The organism is Mesorhizobium sp. A623 (assembly GCF_054489405.1).
This window is the reverse complement of record NZ_JBTMXB010000008.1, coordinates 139,824-155,038: the sequence shown is the minus strand read 5'-3', so window position 1 is coordinate 155,038 and position 15,215 is coordinate 139,824. Positions and strand designations below refer to the sequence as shown.

The 15,215-nt window shown below is 62.3% G+C and carries 15 protein-coding genes; 2 read left to right on the top strand and 13 right to left on the bottom strand.

Features of this window, described 5'->3' with window-relative positions:
- Window positions 1–74 precede the first annotated feature (74 nt).
- Together ACX3P1_RS10955 and ACX3P1_RS10950 are read right to left on the bottom strand one after the other, a co-directional pair.
- Window positions 75–893 (bottom strand): phosphate/phosphite/phosphonate ABC transporter substrate-binding protein, encoded by an 819-nt coding sequence (locus tag ACX3P1_RS10955; protein ID WP_459079602.1) that lies wholly within the window; start codon window positions 891–893, stop codon window positions 75–77.
- 72 nt (window positions 894–965) lie between these two features.
- Window positions 966–1,979, bottom strand: coding sequence for a fatty acid desaturase (locus ACX3P1_RS10950; protein WP_459079601.1), 1,014 nt, complete (start codon window positions 1,977–1,979; stop codon window positions 966–968).
- 221 nt (window positions 1,980–2,200) lie between these two features.
- On the opposite strand from ACX3P1_RS10950, the gene ACX3P1_RS10945 reads away from it, so the two are divergent.
- The gene (locus tag ACX3P1_RS10945) at window positions 2,201–3,049 is read left to right on the top strand and encodes a helix-turn-helix domain-containing protein (protein WP_459079600.1); all 849 of its coding nucleotides are present in this window, start codon (window positions 2,201–2,203) and stop codon (window positions 3,047–3,049) included.
- 94 nt (window positions 3,050–3,143) lie between these two features.
- Window positions 3,144–4,157, top strand: a complete 1,014-nt coding sequence (gene bmt / locus ACX3P1_RS10940; RefSeq protein ID WP_459079599.1) for a betaine--homocysteine S-methyltransferase — start codon at window positions 3,144–3,146, stop codon at window positions 4,155–4,157.
- Between the two features lie 3 nt (window positions 4,158–4,160).
- Here bmt and ACX3P1_RS10935 read toward each other — a convergent pair whose 3' ends face one another.
- From ACX3P1_RS10935 to rpsM, 11 genes are all read right to left on the bottom strand, one after another.
- On the bottom strand, window positions 4,161–4,454 hold the full coding sequence (locus ACX3P1_RS10935; RefSeq protein WP_459079598.1) for a hypothetical protein: 294 nt from the start codon (window positions 4,452–4,454) through the stop codon (window positions 4,161–4,163).
- 135 nt (window positions 4,455–4,589) lie between these two features.
- Window positions 4,590–6,623 (bottom strand): vWA domain-containing protein, encoded by a 2,034-nt coding sequence (locus ACX3P1_RS10930; protein WP_459079597.1) that lies wholly within the window; start codon window positions 6,621–6,623, stop codon window positions 4,590–4,592.
- A gap of 2 nt (window positions 6,624–6,625) precedes the next feature.
- Window positions 6,626–7,186: an RNA polymerase sigma factor gene (locus ACX3P1_RS10925; protein WP_459079649.1), complete on the bottom strand. Its 561-nt coding sequence runs from the start codon at window positions 7,184–7,186 to the stop codon at window positions 6,626–6,628.
- An 81-nt stretch (window positions 7,187–7,267) separates the two neighbouring features.
- A complete protein-coding gene (locus ACX3P1_RS10920) occupies window positions 7,268–8,578 on the bottom strand; it encodes a replication-associated recombination protein A (protein WP_459079596.1) in 1,311 nt (436 codons plus the stop codon).
- A gap of 9 nt (window positions 8,579–8,587) precedes the next feature.
- Complete coding sequence (locus ACX3P1_RS10915; protein ID WP_459079595.1) at window positions 8,588–10,069, bottom strand: DegQ family serine endoprotease; 1,482 nt, start codon at window positions 10,067–10,069, stop codon at window positions 8,588–8,590.
- Between the two features lie 174 nt (window positions 10,070–10,243).
- Window positions 10,244–11,680: an alkaline phosphatase gene (gene phoA, locus ACX3P1_RS10910; protein WP_459079594.1), complete on the bottom strand. Its 1,437-nt coding sequence runs from the start codon at window positions 11,678–11,680 to the stop codon at window positions 10,244–10,246.
- A gap of 138 nt (window positions 11,681–11,818) precedes the next feature.
- Entirely contained in the window at window positions 11,819–12,493 is a 675-nt protein-coding gene (locus tag ACX3P1_RS10905) for an ankyrin repeat domain-containing protein (RefSeq protein WP_459079593.1), read from the bottom strand.
- A 95-nt stretch (window positions 12,494–12,588) separates the two neighbouring features.
- The gene (gene rplQ, locus ACX3P1_RS10900; RefSeq protein WP_459079592.1) at window positions 12,589–13,014 is read right to left on the bottom strand and encodes a 50S ribosomal protein L17; all 426 of its coding nucleotides are present in this window, start codon (window positions 13,012–13,014) and stop codon (window positions 12,589–12,591) included.
- A 104-nt stretch (window positions 13,015–13,118) separates the two neighbouring features.
- Entirely contained in the window at window positions 13,119–14,129 is a 1,011-nt protein-coding gene (locus ACX3P1_RS10895; RefSeq protein ID WP_459079591.1) for a DNA-directed RNA polymerase subunit alpha, read from the bottom strand.
- A gap of 102 nt (window positions 14,130–14,231) precedes the next feature.
- On the bottom strand, window positions 14,232–14,621 hold the full coding sequence (gene rpsK, locus ACX3P1_RS10890; RefSeq protein ID WP_056108931.1) for a 30S ribosomal protein S11: 390 nt from the start codon (window positions 14,619–14,621) through the stop codon (window positions 14,232–14,234).
- 127 nt (window positions 14,622–14,748) lie between these two features.
- The gene (rpsM, locus tag ACX3P1_RS10885) at window positions 14,749–15,117 is read right to left on the bottom strand and encodes a 30S ribosomal protein S13 (protein WP_459079590.1); all 369 of its coding nucleotides are present in this window, start codon (window positions 15,115–15,117) and stop codon (window positions 14,749–14,751) included.
- Window positions 15,118–15,215 lie beyond the last annotated feature (98 nt).

The following is a 15,215-nucleotide window of genomic DNA, read 5'->3' as shown; positions in this document are numbered from 1 at the left end:
GATCACAATCGTCGACGCGGTTAGATCCTCGGGACAAGCCCGAGGACGACGGCACTTAGAATGGCAGCCGGACCTCAGTCAGCAAGCATGCCGGCAGCGGATAGCGCTTTGCGCAAACTGCCGATGGTCTCAACCGGTGTCGTGCGTGCGGTGATAAACGGCAGGCCCTTGCACCGCGCCGTCCAGCCCACGATCTGGACATACCGCGCGGCCGGATCGAAGCGTTGCGCCAGCGCCAGGCTTCGGCAATCGATGGTCGCGACATCCGCCCGGCCTTCGGCGACCGCGACGATAGACGCCCGGTGCCCGCCGCTCTCGATGCGCTCCGCAAATATGTCGAGCGTTTCGCCCATCGCTTCCAGATCGCGCGTCAGTGCAAGAATACCCGACATGGAGTCGGTGCTATTGAAGGCAAGGCGACGGCCCCTCAGAAGGGAGAGCGGCAGCACAGCTTCGCCATCGGACGGAGGCGACACGCCCGCGAGGGAAGGTTCGCCCCGCCGCATCACCACCGCGCTCGAATAGAGCGCTCCTTGCCCACCCTCAAATGCCGAGTAATCCGGCTGCCCGATTACCCGCACATGCCGTTCCAGCCCCTGCCCCAGCGGACCCCAGCAGGTTTGCGTGAACAACAGGGCAGGATGCGTCCACAGGGCATGGAAGTCGAGTTCATCCGGTGGCAGCGTTGCCGGGTCGGGCGCGAGCGGCGGGCCGGATGCATCGCGTATGCCGCCCGGGACCGGCGACATATCGGCATTGCGGCGAACAAGCTTTTCCGGCGCGTCGATGCCTCCGCGCCGCAATCCATCACGCAACCGAACCCATTGCGCGTCGGTTTCGCCCACAACTTCGGGCCAGTCATACATCGGCAAAGCTGCAAGAAATTCGCTCATGCCGCGACGTCACCGCTTTTCGATTGAAATGACAAGGTCCGGGCGCCCCTCACCAGCCGGAAACCCGCAAAATCATTCTTTCGGCGGCTCCGCGGGTATGGGCGCGGTGCCCAGTCCGTTCAGTTGGTGGGCCTCGCGCATGCGCGGCTGGAACGCCCTGCCCGGCTCCGGCGAACGGCGCAGCGCAGGATGCACCACCGGCTCCTTCGCGCGGAACGCGTAGGCTTTCACCAGCGCCATATAATTCGGATAGACATACCCGTTATTGGCCTTGAGCCAATACTCACGGCGGTCGCGAAACAGTTTCGGCAAACCGTACCATGGCACGGTCGGGCTGTTGTGGTGCACGAAGTGCAAATTGTTGTTGAGAAACAGCAGAGAAAGAGGCGAGCGCTCGACAATGATCGTCCGCCCTTCCGGTCGTTCCGACCACTGATGCTCGGCAAAGGTGCGGATGGCGATCAGCGAGTTGCCGAGCCAGACGGGCACCAGAATGTAGAGCCATAGCGGCATCTGAAAGACCATTGTCACGACCGGCAGCACAATGGCGAGGCCGATCCCATGCAGCAGCCATGCCTTGCGGATAGCTTTGTCGCCCGCCAGCATCTGCCGGCAATCGTCGATGACGAAGCCGATGACCGCAAGCCATGGCCCCAGCACGAAACGCCCCGCCATGGTGTTGTTGATCTTCAGCAGGAGCTTCATCGCCGCAGGCATTCCGTCGTGATGCCACAGCGCCTGATAATAGCTTTCAGGGTCGTCGAGCGGGTCGGTCAGGCGCTCGTCGCAATGGTGGCGCAGATGCAGGGTCTTGAACCGGCGGAACGGCCAGACCAGTCCGATCGGCAGGAACACGAATGCCTCATTGACCAGCGCATTGCGGGTCGGATGGCCATGCAGCACTTCGTGAACGAGCGACGATTGCAAGGCCACCATCACCGTCAGGATGACAAGCGAAAGCAGTGGCCATTCAGGCCATATCAGCAGGCCGGCCACCAGCCACATGCCATAGCAGAATATCGCAAGAAGCACCGTCGGCCATTCGATAGCCCGTGTCCTTCTGCGGCTCTCGCCGATATTTCTCATCGTATCAACTGCCCCAACGCCGGAAACGGTCCGACTTCCTGACAGCATTGTGTCAGGATGGTTCGGCGGTAACAATGCGATAATGCGCACATAATGGTGACATTGCGCATCTTAGACAGCAAATGTTATGCATAGTGAACATATGTTGAGATTCATTTATGGCCCGAAGGCCCATCCGCCCCAGTGGGCGCAAATTTATCCTCACTCCATGAGGCATGAAAATGGACAAGCGCGACCTGTCGACCCTGTTCCGCACGCGGCTGAAAATGCTGCTGACGCGCTCGGACCTGAACCAATCGGCATTTGCGGCAGCAGCCGGCATCGACCGCTCGGCACTGTCGCAACTTCTGTCCGGCGCCTCCACCCGCCTGCCGCGCGCCGAAACGCTGCTCAACATCGCGGCCGAATTCAAGGTCTCGCTTGATTGGCTGCTCGGCCTCAGCCACGACGAGGGCGTCACCGGTGAAATCCGCGAAAGCCTGGAGATCGAGGAGGCTTCAGGCAGCTTCAACCGGACCCTGCTGGCCCGCTGGCACGCGGAGGCGCTTGGCACCAAAATCCGCTACGTGCCCGCCGGCATCCCGGACCTGCTGCGCACCGAGGCGCTGGTCGACTACGAATCCGGCATCGCCAATCGTAGCCGCGAGGCGCAGATCGGCGAAACGCAGTACCGCATCGACTATAACCGGCGGCCAGAAACCGACATGGAAGTCTGCATGCCGCGCCACACACTGGAAATCTTCGCGCGTGGGCTGGGCGTCTGGAGCGGCTTTCCGGAGGCTGATCGCCGCGAGCAGCTTCGCCATATGGCGACCCTGCTGGACGAACTCTACCCGACCTTCCGCCTGTTTCTATATGATGGAAGGCAGCGCTACTCGATCCCCTATACGATCTTCGGCCCGTACCGCGCCGCCATCTATGTCGGCGACATGTATCTCGTCTTGAACGCCACGGCCCCGATCCAGACCCTGACCCGTCATTTCGACAATCTGATCCGCGCCGCCGACATCAATGCCCATGAAGCGGCTGCCTTCGCCCTCGGGCTTGCCGACACCCGTTTTGACGAATGAAAACATCGGCCAGCGCCAAGGCTGGATATTGACGAGATATAAAGACTTCCTTATATCATTATCTCAAGGAAATTTTCCCAAAGGGATATCCGTCATGACCAACCCGATCGACGCACTACTGGCTGAGAAGGGCGTGCTTCTGGCTGACGGCGCCACCGGCACCAACCTGTTCGCCATGGGGCTGCAGGCCGGCGAAGCGCCCGAACTGCTCAACGAAAGCGCGCCAGACACCATCACCAGCCTGCATCAGGGTTTTGTCGATGCCGGCGCGGACATCATCCTCACCAATTCCTTTGGCGGCACCCGGCACCGGCTGAAGCTTCACAACGCGCAAGGCCGCGTCCATGCGTTGAACAAGCGCGCCGCCGAAATCGCGCGCGCCGTTGCCGACAAGGCCGGCCGCAAGGTCATTGTCGCGGGTTCCGTCGGCCCGACGGGCGAACTGCTCGTGCCGCTCGGCGCGATGACCTATGACGAGGCCGTGGAAGCCTTCGCCGAGCAGATCGAGGGCCTGAAGGAAGGTGGTGCGGAAGTCGCCTGGATCGAGACCATGTCGGCTCCCGACGAAATCCGCGCGGCAGCCGAAGCCGCCATTCGCGTCGGCCTGCCCTACACCTATACCGGCTCGTTCGATACTGCCGGGCGCACCATGATGGGTCTGCTGCCCAAGGACATCCATGGCGTCGTTGACGGTCTCGCGGCACCCATCGGCGTCGGGGCCAATTGCGGCGTCGGCGCGTCGGACATTCTCGCCTCGCTGCTCGACATGACCGAGGCGAAGCCGGAAGCGACCGTGATCGTCAAGGGCAATTGCGGCATCCCCGAATTCCGGGGATCGGAAATCTTCTATTCCGGAACGCCGGAACTGATGTCCGATTATGTGCGGCTGGCGGTGGATAGCGGCGCGAAAATCATCGGCGGCTGCTGCGGCACGTCGTTCGAGCATCTGGCCGCCATGCGCAAGGCCCTCGACACGCATACAAGGCAAAGCCGCCCGACCGTCGAAACGATCGTCGAGCGCATCGGACCGCTGCGCAACAAGGCGGCACAGGCAAATACGGTGGAAACGGCGGAAGGGCGTCGGGCGCGGCGGCGCGAGCGCGCCTGAACCCTATTCGCCGTTTTCGGCGTAGCTCGATAGAACCGATTTGAAGTCGGTGCTGGTGGCGTCGGGCTGCATGGTCACCAGAGCGCCCGAGGTGCCCGGGTCGAAGATTTGCGCCAGCATCGTGCCGAAACGGTCATTCTTTAACGCCGACAGCGCGGTGCTCCTGGCTGCCTCGACATCGCCAGCATGGCGCTTGGCCTCGCTCGGCTTCGCATCACTCGCCAAAGCGTGGCTCCTGCCACCTGCCAGGGGAGCCACCTTGTCGACAATTTCAGGCAACGAACCGTAGATGTTCAATTTGGCTCCCTCAAACGCTTGCACAGGCCCAGATAGAATCGGAAGCGTTGAGAAGCCGTACCCTCGGCCCGTCGCTTTTTATCGATCCGTTGAAAAAGCCGGCAAGGTAAGATCCTTGCCGGTCCATCTCGTTTTCTACCGGGGTTCTCCAAGCGCCGAGGCAAGGCGCACGAGAGAAAGGAATTCGGACCTGTAGCCGAACGGATCGGCCCCCCGGGCGGCAGAGGCGATCTCCATGATCCTGTCGTAACCGAACTTCGCCGTCGCATCCTCGTCGCGCAGTTTTTGGCCGAAGGCAGCGACCGCAACCGAGAAACGCTGGTCGGCGCTCGCCTCATCGAAGGATTTCACCTCGTTGGCCGGCGTCACCGGCGTCGTGATCAGCTTGGAAAAATCCCCGTTCGGCAGCTTGTAGCGGATTTTGACGAAGGCATATTCATCCGCATTGGCGACGCCGCCATTGTCGACCGCCGCCTGGCCGTAGCGCAAACTGTCGATCTGCTCGCCGCCGCTGCCCTTCGGCGTGATTTCGTAGATCGCCGTCACCGAATGACCGGAGCCGATTTCGCCGGCATCGACGCGGTCATTGTTGAAATCCTCGCGGTTGAGCGCGCGCGTCTCATAGCCGATCAGCCGATACTCCGACACTTTTTGCGGGTTGAACTCGACCTGGATCTTCACGTCCTTGGCGATGGTGAACAGCGTCGAGGAAGCATCCTGCACCAGCACCTTCTCGGCCTCGGCCAGCGTGTCGATATAGGCGGCGGTGCCGTTGCCGTTCTGGGCGATGGTCTGCATCATCTTGTCGTTGAGGTTGCCGCGTCCGAAGCCGAACACCGACAGGAAAACGCCGCTCTTGCGCTCCTGCTCGATCAACCGCTTCAGATCGTCATCGTCGCTCTGGCCGACATTGAAATCGCCGTCGGTCGCCAGCATCACCCGGTTGACGCCATCCTTGACGAAGGATTTTTCAGCGAGCCGATAGGCCTCGCGAATACCCGCCTCGCCGGCGGTCGAGCCGCCCGGCTTCAGCGTGTCGATGGCGCGTAAAATCTTGTCCTTGTCCGAAGCCCTGGTCGGCTCCAGAACGACGCCCGCATCGCCGGCATAGGTGACGATCGATACGGTATCGTCCGCCTTCAGCCTGTTGACCAGCAGCCGGAAGGCCGATTGCAGCAGCGGCAGCTTGTCGGGCGCATTCATCGATCCGGACACATCGATCAAAAAGACCAGATTTGCCTTCGGCTGCGTTGCCGGCAGCACATCGTAGCCCTTGATGGCGACATGCAGCAGCTTGCTGTGCTGGTTCCATGGCGTCGGCATGACGCTGACCGTCGAATTGAACGGCGTCGCCGCACTGTCCGGCCCCTTCCAGTCATAAGGGAAATAATTGATCATTTCCTCGACGCGCACCGTGTCGGCCTGCGGCAGCAGCCCTTCCTTGAGCGAGCGGCGCACGAAGGAATAAGACGCCGTATCGACGTCGATCGAGAAGGTCGATACCGGGTTTTCAAGCGCCGAGCGCACCGGGTTGGTCTTGAAATCCTCGATGCGATCGCGGTTTTCCACTTGTGGCATCTGCACATCCGCCGGTGCGGGCATGGGCGCAAAGGACGGCTGGGCCATCAGCGTTTGGCCGACAACGCCACGGTTGCGTACCAAACCCGCCACGCCTTCGTTGGCCATCGGCGCGGGCTGTACGGCCTGTGCCGGCTCGTCCTGCCGCAGCGTGTCAGCAGAAGCCTTGGCCTCCGTATTGGCTTGGGCCTGGACAGCCGGCAAATCGTGGCTCGCTTCGGTTTCCGCAACCGCCTGCTTTACCGGTGCAACCGCAGCGGGCTTGTCGGCGAGCGGTTCGGTGACGACTTCCTTGCCGCCGAAATTGAAGGGCGATCCGTCCATCAGGTAAAAGGTAGCGTAGCCTGCAATGGGCAAGGCCAGGAGCCCTGCGATGGCAGGCGCGGCGATCAGTTTCTTCTGCATTGTCTCTCTCCAGAGCTTTTGTGCTCGCTGGATGAGACGCGGCCCGGCAGGCGATCCTTTGGGTGGCGCAGAAAAATTGTCGTCATAAGCGGCCATTGCCGCCCGAAGCGCACGCGCCTTGGCCTTCCCTGCCGGGGCGGGAACTGCGCTGGCGCGCAAGCCGTTCAATTCATTGTCGTCGACCATGGTCACACTTCCCCGGCCTGCCGCATCAGCACCTTCAGCCGTTTCTTCGCTTCATGGATGTGCCAGGAAACCGTTGTCTCAGAGATCGCCATCGCCTCTGCCGCGACCGCATGCGAAACGCCTTCGCCATAAACCAGCGTCACCGCATCGCGCTGCTTGTCGGGAAGCTGGCGCACCGCCGCCCACAAGGCTTCCGCAGGGTCGTCATGCTCTTCCGGCCCCTCCCCGGAAATCAGCGCCTGCACGCCGTAAGCGGAGGTCTTGGCCGTTTCGCGGGCGGTCTTGCGCGCATGATCGCGCGCCGCGTTCAGTGTCACGGCATAGAGCCACGTCGTGAACGCACCGCCGCCGCGATAATCCCGCACGGCCTTGCCAAGCCTGGCACAGACGTCCTGCGCGATGTCCTCGGCATCGGCCTTCTTCCCGCACCAGCGATAGGCCGCGCGATAAACAAAGCCATAGTGCCTCTCGACCAGCGTGCCGAAAGCCTCCCTGTCTCCGCCCTTCGCGCGCCCGACCAATTCGCTGTCGGAGGCTTCGCTTTCGTCAAGCATCATCGCCATCATTTGCCTGTATGACGAAAGCTATCGGAGATTCCTTGGGGTCATGCGATAAATTTTTCGCGCGGGGTGCCTCCGTAGAAACTACCGTTCCCGCTCCTTGCGAAGCTTTGCCCAATAATCGAGCCGCTTGCGGATATCGCGCTCGAAGCCGCGCTCCGGCGGATCGTAGAAATTGCGCCGGCCCATCTTCTCGGGAAAATAATCTTGGCCGGAAAAGGCCTCCGGCTCGTCGTGGTCGTAGCGATAGCCGGAGCCGTAGTCCTCTTCCTTCATCAGCTTGGTCGGCGCGTTGAGGATATGCTTGGGCGGCAACAGTGAGCCATATTCCTTGGCGGCGCGGGTGGCGGCCTTGAACGCCTTATAGACAGCGTTGGATTTCGGCGCGGTCGCCAGATAGACGCAAGCCTGCGCGAAGGCCAGTTCGCCCTCCGGCGAGCCAAGGTAATCGTAGGCGTCCTTGGCGGCGTTGGCGATCACCAGCGCCTGCGGGTCGGCAAGGCCGATATCCTCGACCGCCATCCGCACCAGCCGCCGTCCGAGATAAAGCGGATCTTCGCCAGCGTCGAACATACGGGCGAGATAGTAGAGCGCTGCATCCGGGTCGGAACCGCGCACCGATTTATGCAGCGCCGAAATCAGATTGTAATGGCCGTCCTGGCCCTTGTCGTAGATCGGCGCGCGACGCTGGACAATGCGCTGCAAACCCTCGGCATCGAACACTTCCCCCGGCTTCGCCGCCCGCCACACTTCCTCGGCCAGTGTCAGCGAGGCGCGGCCGTCGCCATCGGCCATGCGCAGCAGCACCGCCCTCGCCTCGTCATCGAGCGGCAGCGGACGCCCTTCCGCCTCCTCGGCCCGCACCAGAAGCTTGGCGATGCTGTCCTCGCCCAGCGAATGGAACACCAGTACGCGCGCGCGCGACAGCAGCGCCGCGTTCAGTTCGAAGGACGGGTTTTCCGTGGTCGCGCCAACCAGAACCACCGTGCCGTCTTCCATCACGGGCAGGAAGCCGTCCTGCTGGGCACGGTTGAAGCGATGGATTTCGTCGACGAAAAGCAGCGTCTGGCGGCCGTTGGTGCGGCGCAGGCGCGCTGCCTCGAAAACTTTCTTGAGATCGGCGACGCCGGAAAAGACCGCCGAAATCTGCTCGAAGGCCAGGCTGGTTTCGCCGGCAAGCAAGCGCGCCACGGTGGTCTTGCCGGTGCCCGGCGGTCCCCAGAAAATCATCGAGCCGAGCGAACCCGACGCAATCATGCGCGTAAGCGCGCCGTCTTCTCCGGTCAGGTGCTCCTGGCCTACGACTTCGCCGAGGTCTTTCGGGCGTAGACGGTCGGCCAGGGGCCGGCCGGCTGGCCCCATTTCCGGTTTATCGGCGCTGAACAGATCGGCCATGAATTCTCGTCAATACCGCAACACCTGCCGCAATGTCCGCCCACCGCGCTCGACGGTAAAGCGCCACCAGCGCGTGCTCTGCGCCGCAGCCTGCTCCAAAGTCTTGGCGCTGTCGATGGTGGCGCCGTTCACCTCCCGCACGATATCGCCGACCCGGAAGCCGAAATCGGCGGCGGGCGAACCGGCACTGACGCTGACCACCGTAACGCCCGTGAGGTCGGTACGCATCCCCAGGCGCTGCGCAAGCCGGGGCGACAATTCCGATACCTGAGCACCGGAAAACGGGCTGCGGCCGCGAAGCGTGACGGCAACCGAATTGGCACCCTCTGGCGCGCGTTCAAGAACGACCTCGAGCGTTTCCTGCTGGCCCTTGCTCAGCACGTCGAACGCAGCCTTTGCGCCGATCGACTGCGTGGCCAGCCTGTATCCCAGCGCATCGACGCTCTCCAGCGCCGTCCCGTTCATTTTCAAGACGACATCGCCCGGCTTGAGGCCGGCCTTGGCGGCTGGCCCGCCATCCGTGACCGACGAAACCAGCGCGCCCGCCGGCGCCTCCATGCCCAGAGATTCGGCGATCTGCGGCGTCACCGGCTCGAATTGCGCGCCCAGATAGGGCCGTTCGAAGAAGTCGCGCCCGGCCTCCGCCGCGTCGGCGAAGGCGCGCACCATGTTCGAAGGGATGGCGAACCCGATGCCGATGGAACCGCCGCTGCGCGAATAGATGGCTGTGTTTATGCCGACCAGCTGGCCGGCCATGTTGATGAGCGCGCCGCCGGAATTACCGGGATTGATCGCCGCATCGGTCTGGATGAAAAAGCCGGAATCCGAAACCCCGATGTGGCTGCGCGCCAGGGCCGAGACGATGCCGCTGGTGGTTGTCTGGCCGACGCCGAACGGGTTGCCGATGGCGAGCACCAGGTCGCCGACCTCCAGCACGTCGGAATCGCCGATGGCGATAACCGGGAATGGCTTGTCGCTGTCGATCTTGAGCACGGCCAGGTCCAGGGTTTCGTCCTTCAGCAACACCTTGCTGTTGAATTCGCGCCCATCGGCGGTCGCGACCTTCACCTCGTCCGCATCCTTGATGACGTGGAAATTGGTGACGACGATGCCCGACGGATCAACCAGCACGCCCGAACCGAGCGAGGACTGCGCGCGCGGCTGCGAGCGCCCGAAGAATTGCTCGAAAAACGGATCTCCCGCGAACGGCGAGACGACCTTGGCCGTCTGCGAAGCGTAAACGTTGACCACGGCCGGCGCGGTCTGTTTGACCAGCGGCGCGAAGGACAACTGGATTTCATCGCGGCCGAACGGCACTCGCCGGTCCGGCCCGGCAGTCGGGTTCTCGCCTTCGACGCCATGCAGCAGATCGGTCAGCACGTCGGCAAGCCCCGGACCCTTGTCGTCCGCATGGGCCGGCCTTGTCGTCGGCGCCGAAACAAAGCCCAGCAAGGCGCAGAGCGCAAACAGCGATAGCCGCTTAAAGTGCATTCACGAATCCTCCGAACCATTCGCGCGCCATTGTCGTTACGATTGTGCAAAATGAAAGGCCATAAAGCTAAAAAGCCCCCAGCCTTACGGCCGGAGGCTCTTTCAGTGGCTGAATGCCCGAACAGACGACCGGCGATCGGGAAAAGGCCCGCCGATGCGCCCGAGGCGCGTTGCTCAGTTGGCCAGCTTCAGCGCATCGCGGATCGTGAAGAACATGTCCGTCTGATCGGTCAGGCCGGCAAAATTAGCGGCATGGGGACCGAAAGCGGCAACCCGCAGCTGCGCGCCGGTATGTTCCTGCGAATCGCCTTCCGAATTGCCGTAGCTCACCGACATCACCGCGCCGTCCTTCGTGGTCAGCGCCTGCGACAGACCGGGAGCCTTTGTGTCGTTGGGGATGATCTGGCTGGAATGCGCATGATCTGCGGTCACGATCACCAGCGTCTTGCCGTCGGCCTTGGCGAATTCCAGGGCAACCTGCACGGCCTCGTCGAGGTCGACCGTCTCGCCGATCTGGCCGCAGGGGTTGGCATCGTGGTCCTGCTTATCGATGGAAGCGCCCTCGACCTGAAGGAAGAAGCCCTTTTCGTTGCCCTTGAGCAGGTCGATGGCCTTGCTGGTCATCGCGGCAAGCGTCGGGATCGAAGCAGTGCGCTCGGCGTTCGGCGCGCAGGTAACCGGCGCTTGATCGATGTTGGCATGATGGCTGGCTTTCGGCCCCTTCCACCGCACCGGCATATTGCCCTCGGTAAACAGGCCCAGCAACGGCGCGTCCTGATTGGCGGCGGTTACGGCATTCAACTCATCCAGATTGGCGACGAGCACGAAACCGCGCTCCTTGGCCTGATCGAGCAGGGTCTTGTCCTTCCAGTCGCCGGCCTTGGCCACCTCCCCGAAGGATTTTGAACCGCCGCCCAGCACGACATCGGCGCGCGTATTCAACAGTTGTTCCGAAATCGAGCCGGCACCGCCGTTTTCCAATGCGTTCGACGCGCATTTCTCGCTGGTCGCTTCCGGGCCGTAGCATTTGCGGCCTGTGACATGGGCAAACAGAACTGCCGGCGTGGCATCCTGTATCTCAGAGGTCGAGACGTCGCCCGTACCGATGCCCGCGGCCTTTGCCAGTTCGATCAGCGTCGGGTGCGGCTTTTCGTGAATGTCGACGCCGATGGCACCGTTATAGGTCTTCACGCCACTGCTCCACGCGGTACCGGAGGCGGCGGAATCGGTCACGTAGTCCGGCTTGCCGGTTTTCTTGTCGAGGGCATAGTGCGTGTACTGGCCGGTGATCGGCAGCGCGTCGATGCCCTTGAAGAAGCCGCCCGCACCCTCGGCATAGTTGCGAGCGATGGTGATCTCGGAATCGCCCATGCCGTCACCGATCAGCAGGATGACATTCTTTACTTCGCCGTCATTGATGTAGCTCTGCAAGGAAGCGGTGGCGTCGCCGGTCATGCGCCGCGCGCCGCCCGGCTCGCTCAGGTCTCCCTGCGCGGAGCGCGTCAGGTAAGCGTCGAGCGCAGAAGCGTCCTGCGAATAGCCGGCACCGGCGGCAAGCAGGGTTGCGGCGGCAACGCTCGCCATCAGCGAGTAGCGCGAAAAATGGGTCATAAGGTCAGTTCCTTCAAAATGTCTCGGATAGCCCGCGACAGTTTTGTTGGACGCGCATGACCTGCGCATGACGGTAGCATTGCGCGTCCATGACGATCGACGGGCTGCTTTCCTATTCGGGCGCGCCCCGGAGAAGCGTCAGTTCCGGCGGCCGGTCTCGATCCGCGCGACCATTTCGGCAAAGCCCATGGCGCGCGCATGATCCAGCGCCGTCTTGCCTTGCCTGTCGGCAATGTCCTTGGCACCCGCATCCACCAGCAATCCGACGATCTCCTGATGCACCGGCCCGCCATCGCCCAGGATCACGGCCTCCAATAGCGCCGTCCAGCCAAGATCGTTGACGTGGTCAATGTCGATATCGCTCGCCAGAAGAATGCAAACCGTGGACGGATGGCCGTGATGCGCAGCCGGTATCAGCGCCGTGCCGCCATAGCGGTTGGTATCGCCGAGATTGGCCTTGCCGGTGGCGAGGATCAGCTTGAGGATAGCGTCGCGCCCCTCGGCCCCGGCATAGAGAAAGGGCGTGTCCCGGATCTCATCCTTCGCGTTAACGTCGGCTCCTGCTTTGATCAGCAACCCGGCCAGATCGACGGCACCGGCGTGTGTCGCCAGCAGCAGCGCGGTACGGCCCTGCCCATCGCGGGCTTCCAGATCCGCCCCGCCATCGATGGCGGCCCGGAGTTGGGCAATATCATTCGTACGAACGGCCTCAAGCAGCATGGCCTGCCTCCCTGTCGTTTGAGCTGAAACGGCCGACGCCGCCATCAACAGGCTTGCCATGAACGCAAACAGATAAAGGACGCGGGCGCGCATGGATCGATCTCCTGCTTCATCCCTATCTACGCAGTCGTCGCGCAACAAAAAAGGGGCCACGAAGGCCCCTTGATCTGTTTCAAGAAAGGAGAAGCTTATGCAGCCGCTTCCTCGTTGCCTTCCGCCTCGACGCGGGCGCGGTCGACGGCACCCTTGGCCGACGCATCGCGGTCGACGAACTCGATCACCGCCATGGCGGCATTGTCGCCCTTGCGGAAGCCCGCCTTCATGATCCGCAGATAGCCGCCGTTGCGGGTGGCATAGCGCGGGGCAATGGTGTCGAACAGGCGCTTGACGACGCCTTCATTGCCGATCTGCGCGATCACCTGACGGCGGGCATGCAGGTCGCCGCGCTTGCCCAGCGTAACGAGCTTCTCGACGATCGGACGCAGATCCTTCGCCTTCGGCAGGGTGGTTACGATCTGCTCGTGCTCGATCAGCGACACGGCAAGGTTCGCGAACATCGACTTGCGGTGGCTGATACTGCGGGAGAAACGGCGGCCTTTGAAACCGTGGCGCATGGCTCTTTTCCTTCTTTAGCTGTTCAAGAGGCCACGGCCTCTGATGGTTTTCCGCATGACCGTCGGGCCTGGCGGCTGACGCCGCAGGCCCTCGGAATTCATGCTCAATATTGGTCTTCGTAACGCTTGGCGAGGTCTTCGATGTTTTCCGGCGGCCAGTCCGGCACTTCCATGCCGAGGTGCAGGCCCATCGCGGCCAGGACTTCCTTGATCTCGTTCAGCGACTTGCGGCCGAAGTTCGGGGTGCGCAGCATCTCTGCTTCCGTCTTCTGGATCAGGTCGCCGATATAGACGATGTTGTCGTTCTTCAGGCAGTTGGCCGAGCGCACCGAAAGCTCCAGTTCGTCGACCTTCTTGAGCAGCGCCGGATTGAAGGCAAGCTCGGTAACCTGCTCTTCGGCGACCGCCTTCTGCGGCTCGTCGAAATTGACGAACAGGCCAAGCTGGTCCTGCAGGATGCGGGCGGCGAAAGCCACCGCATCTTCACCGGAGATCGAACCGTTGGTGTCGATCGTCATGGTCAGCTTGTCATAGTCGAGAACCTGGCCCTCGCGGGTGTTCTCGACCTTGTAGGACACCTTGCGAACCGGCGAATAGAGCGAATCGACCGGGATAAGGCCGATCGGCGCGTCTTCGGCGCGGTTGCGGTCTGCCGGCACATAGCCCTTGCCGGTGTCGACGGTGAATTCCATGCGGATTTCAGCGCCCTCGTCCAGCGTGCAGATGACATGCTCGGGATTGAGGATTTCGACGTCGCCGACAGTCTGGATGTCGCCAGCCAGAACAGCGCCCGGACCCTGCTTGCGCACGACCATGCGCTTGGGGCCGTCGCCTTCCATCTTGATGGCGATTTCCTTGATGTTGAGCACGATGTCGGTCACGTCCTCGCGCACGCCGGCGATGGACGAGAATTCATGCAGCACACCGTCGATCTGCACGGCGGTAACGGCGGCACCGCGCAGCGAAGACAAGAGCACGCGACGCAGCGCGTTGCCGAGCGTCAGGCCAAAGCCCCGCTCAAGCGGCTCGGCGACCAGCGTGGTCAGCGTCTTCTTCTTCGACGAGAACTCGATCTTGTTTGGCTTGATCAGTTCCTGCCAATTTTTCTGGATCATTTTTTCTTCCCTCGTTAGCCTGTCACCATCCAATCGTGACGGGCGACCTGGAAACCACAGACGAGCGCCCCATGGCGCTCATCTGGCAATTCTTGCAATCGGTTAGACGCGGCGCTTCTTGCGCGGGCGGCAACCATTGTGCGGGATCGGCGTAACGTCGCGGATCGACGTGATGGTGAAGCCGGCGGCCTGCAAAGCGCGAAGCGCCGATTCACGGCCCGAACCGGGTCCGCAGACCTCGACTTCGAGCATGCGCATGCCGTGTTCCTGTGCCTTCTTGGCAACGTCTTCAGCAGCCATCTGGGCGGCGAACGGGGTCGACTTGCGCGAGCCCTTGAAGCCCTGAGCGCCGGCCGACGACCAGGCAATGGTATTGCCCTGCGCATCGGTGACGGTGATCATCGTGTTGTTGAAGGTCGAATTGACGTGGGCAACGCCCGTGGAAATATTCTTACGTTCGCGACGGCGAACGCGACCGGCTTCCTTGGCCATGATAGTCCTTTCAGTTGATCTCTACACCGCCGTAATGCCAGCGGCTCCACCTACAAAGCGAATGGCGAATAGTGTGTAGCGAATAGGGAAAATCCTATTCGCTATTCGCTATTCCCTACTCGCTCAATTACTTCTTCTTGCCCTGGATTGCCTTAGCCGGGCCCTTGCGGGTGCGCGCATTGGTATGCGTGCGCTGGCCGCGAACCGGCAGCGAGCGGCGATGGCGCAGACCGCGGTAGCAGCCAAGATCCATGAGGCGCTTGATGTTCATCGAAACTTCGCGGCGGAGGTCGCCTTCGACCTGGTAGTCGCGGTCGATGGCTTCACGAATCTGCAGCACTTCCGCGTCGGTCAGCTGGTTCACGCGGCGGTCCGCCGGAATGCCGACCTTGTCGACGATTTCCTGGGCAAACTTCTTGCCGATGCCGTGAATGTATTGAAGCGAGATGACCACGCGCTTGTTGGTCGGAATGTTGACGCCGGCTATACGAGCCATATCTTTTCCTTCTCCATTTGGGCCGGCCTACCTGCAAAAACGAAGGCTAGACCGGCATACAAAGTTGCCCGCGTCCGGTGGAGGCCGGCCCTTGCGGG

Excerpts from the sequence above, each read along its gene's own strand:
- ACX3P1_RS10925 (WP_459079649.1), bottom strand. The coding sequence starts at position 7,186 with ATGGCGATGATGCTTGACGAAAGCGAAGCCTCCGACAGCGAATTGGTC.
- ACX3P1_RS10950 (WP_459079601.1), bottom strand. The coding sequence starts at position 1,979 with ATGAGAAATATCGGCGAGAGCCGCAGAAGGACACGGGCTATCGAATGG.
- bmt (WP_459079599.1), top strand. The coding sequence starts at position 3,144 with ATGACCAACCCGATCGACGCACTACTGGCTGAGAAGGGCGTGCTTCTG.
- rplQ (WP_459079592.1), bottom strand. The coding sequence starts at position 13,014 with ATGCGCCACGGTTTCAAAGGCCGCCGTTTCTCCCGCAGTATCAGCCAC.
- ACX3P1_RS10915 (WP_459079595.1), bottom strand. The coding sequence starts at position 10,069 with ATGCACTTTAAGCGGCTATCGCTGTTTGCGCTCTGCGCCTTGCTGGGC.
- ACX3P1_RS10905 (WP_459079593.1), bottom strand. The coding sequence starts at position 12,493 with ATGCGCGCCCGCGTCCTTTATCTGTTTGCGTTCATGGCAAGCCTGTTG.
- ACX3P1_RS10895 (WP_459079591.1), bottom strand. The coding sequence starts at position 14,129 with ATGATCCAGAAAAATTGGCAGGAACTGATCAAGCCAAACAAGATCGAG.
- rpsK (WP_056108931.1), bottom strand. The coding sequence starts at position 14,621 with ATGGCCAAGGAAGCCGGTCGCGTTCGCCGTCGCGAACGTAAGAATATT.
- ACX3P1_RS10955 (WP_459079602.1), bottom strand. The coding sequence starts at position 893 with ATGAGCGAATTTCTTGCAGCTTTGCCGATGTATGACTGGCCCGAAGTT.
- rpsM (WP_459079590.1), bottom strand. The coding sequence starts at position 15,117 with ATGGCTCGTATAGCCGGCGTCAACATTCCGACCAACAAGCGCGTGGTC.
- ACX3P1_RS10945 (WP_459079600.1), top strand. The coding sequence starts at position 2,201 with ATGGACAAGCGCGACCTGTCGACCCTGTTCCGCACGCGGCTGAAAATG.
- ACX3P1_RS10920 (WP_459079596.1), bottom strand. The coding sequence starts at position 8,578 with ATGGCCGATCTGTTCAGCGCCGATAAACCGGAAATGGGGCCAGCCGGC.
- phoA (WP_459079594.1), bottom strand. The coding sequence starts at position 11,680 with ATGACCCATTTTTCGCGCTACTCGCTGATGGCGAGCGTTGCCGCCGCA.
- ACX3P1_RS10930 (WP_459079597.1), bottom strand. The coding sequence starts at position 6,623 with ATGGTCGACGACAATGAATTGAACGGCTTGCGCGCCAGCGCAGTTCCC.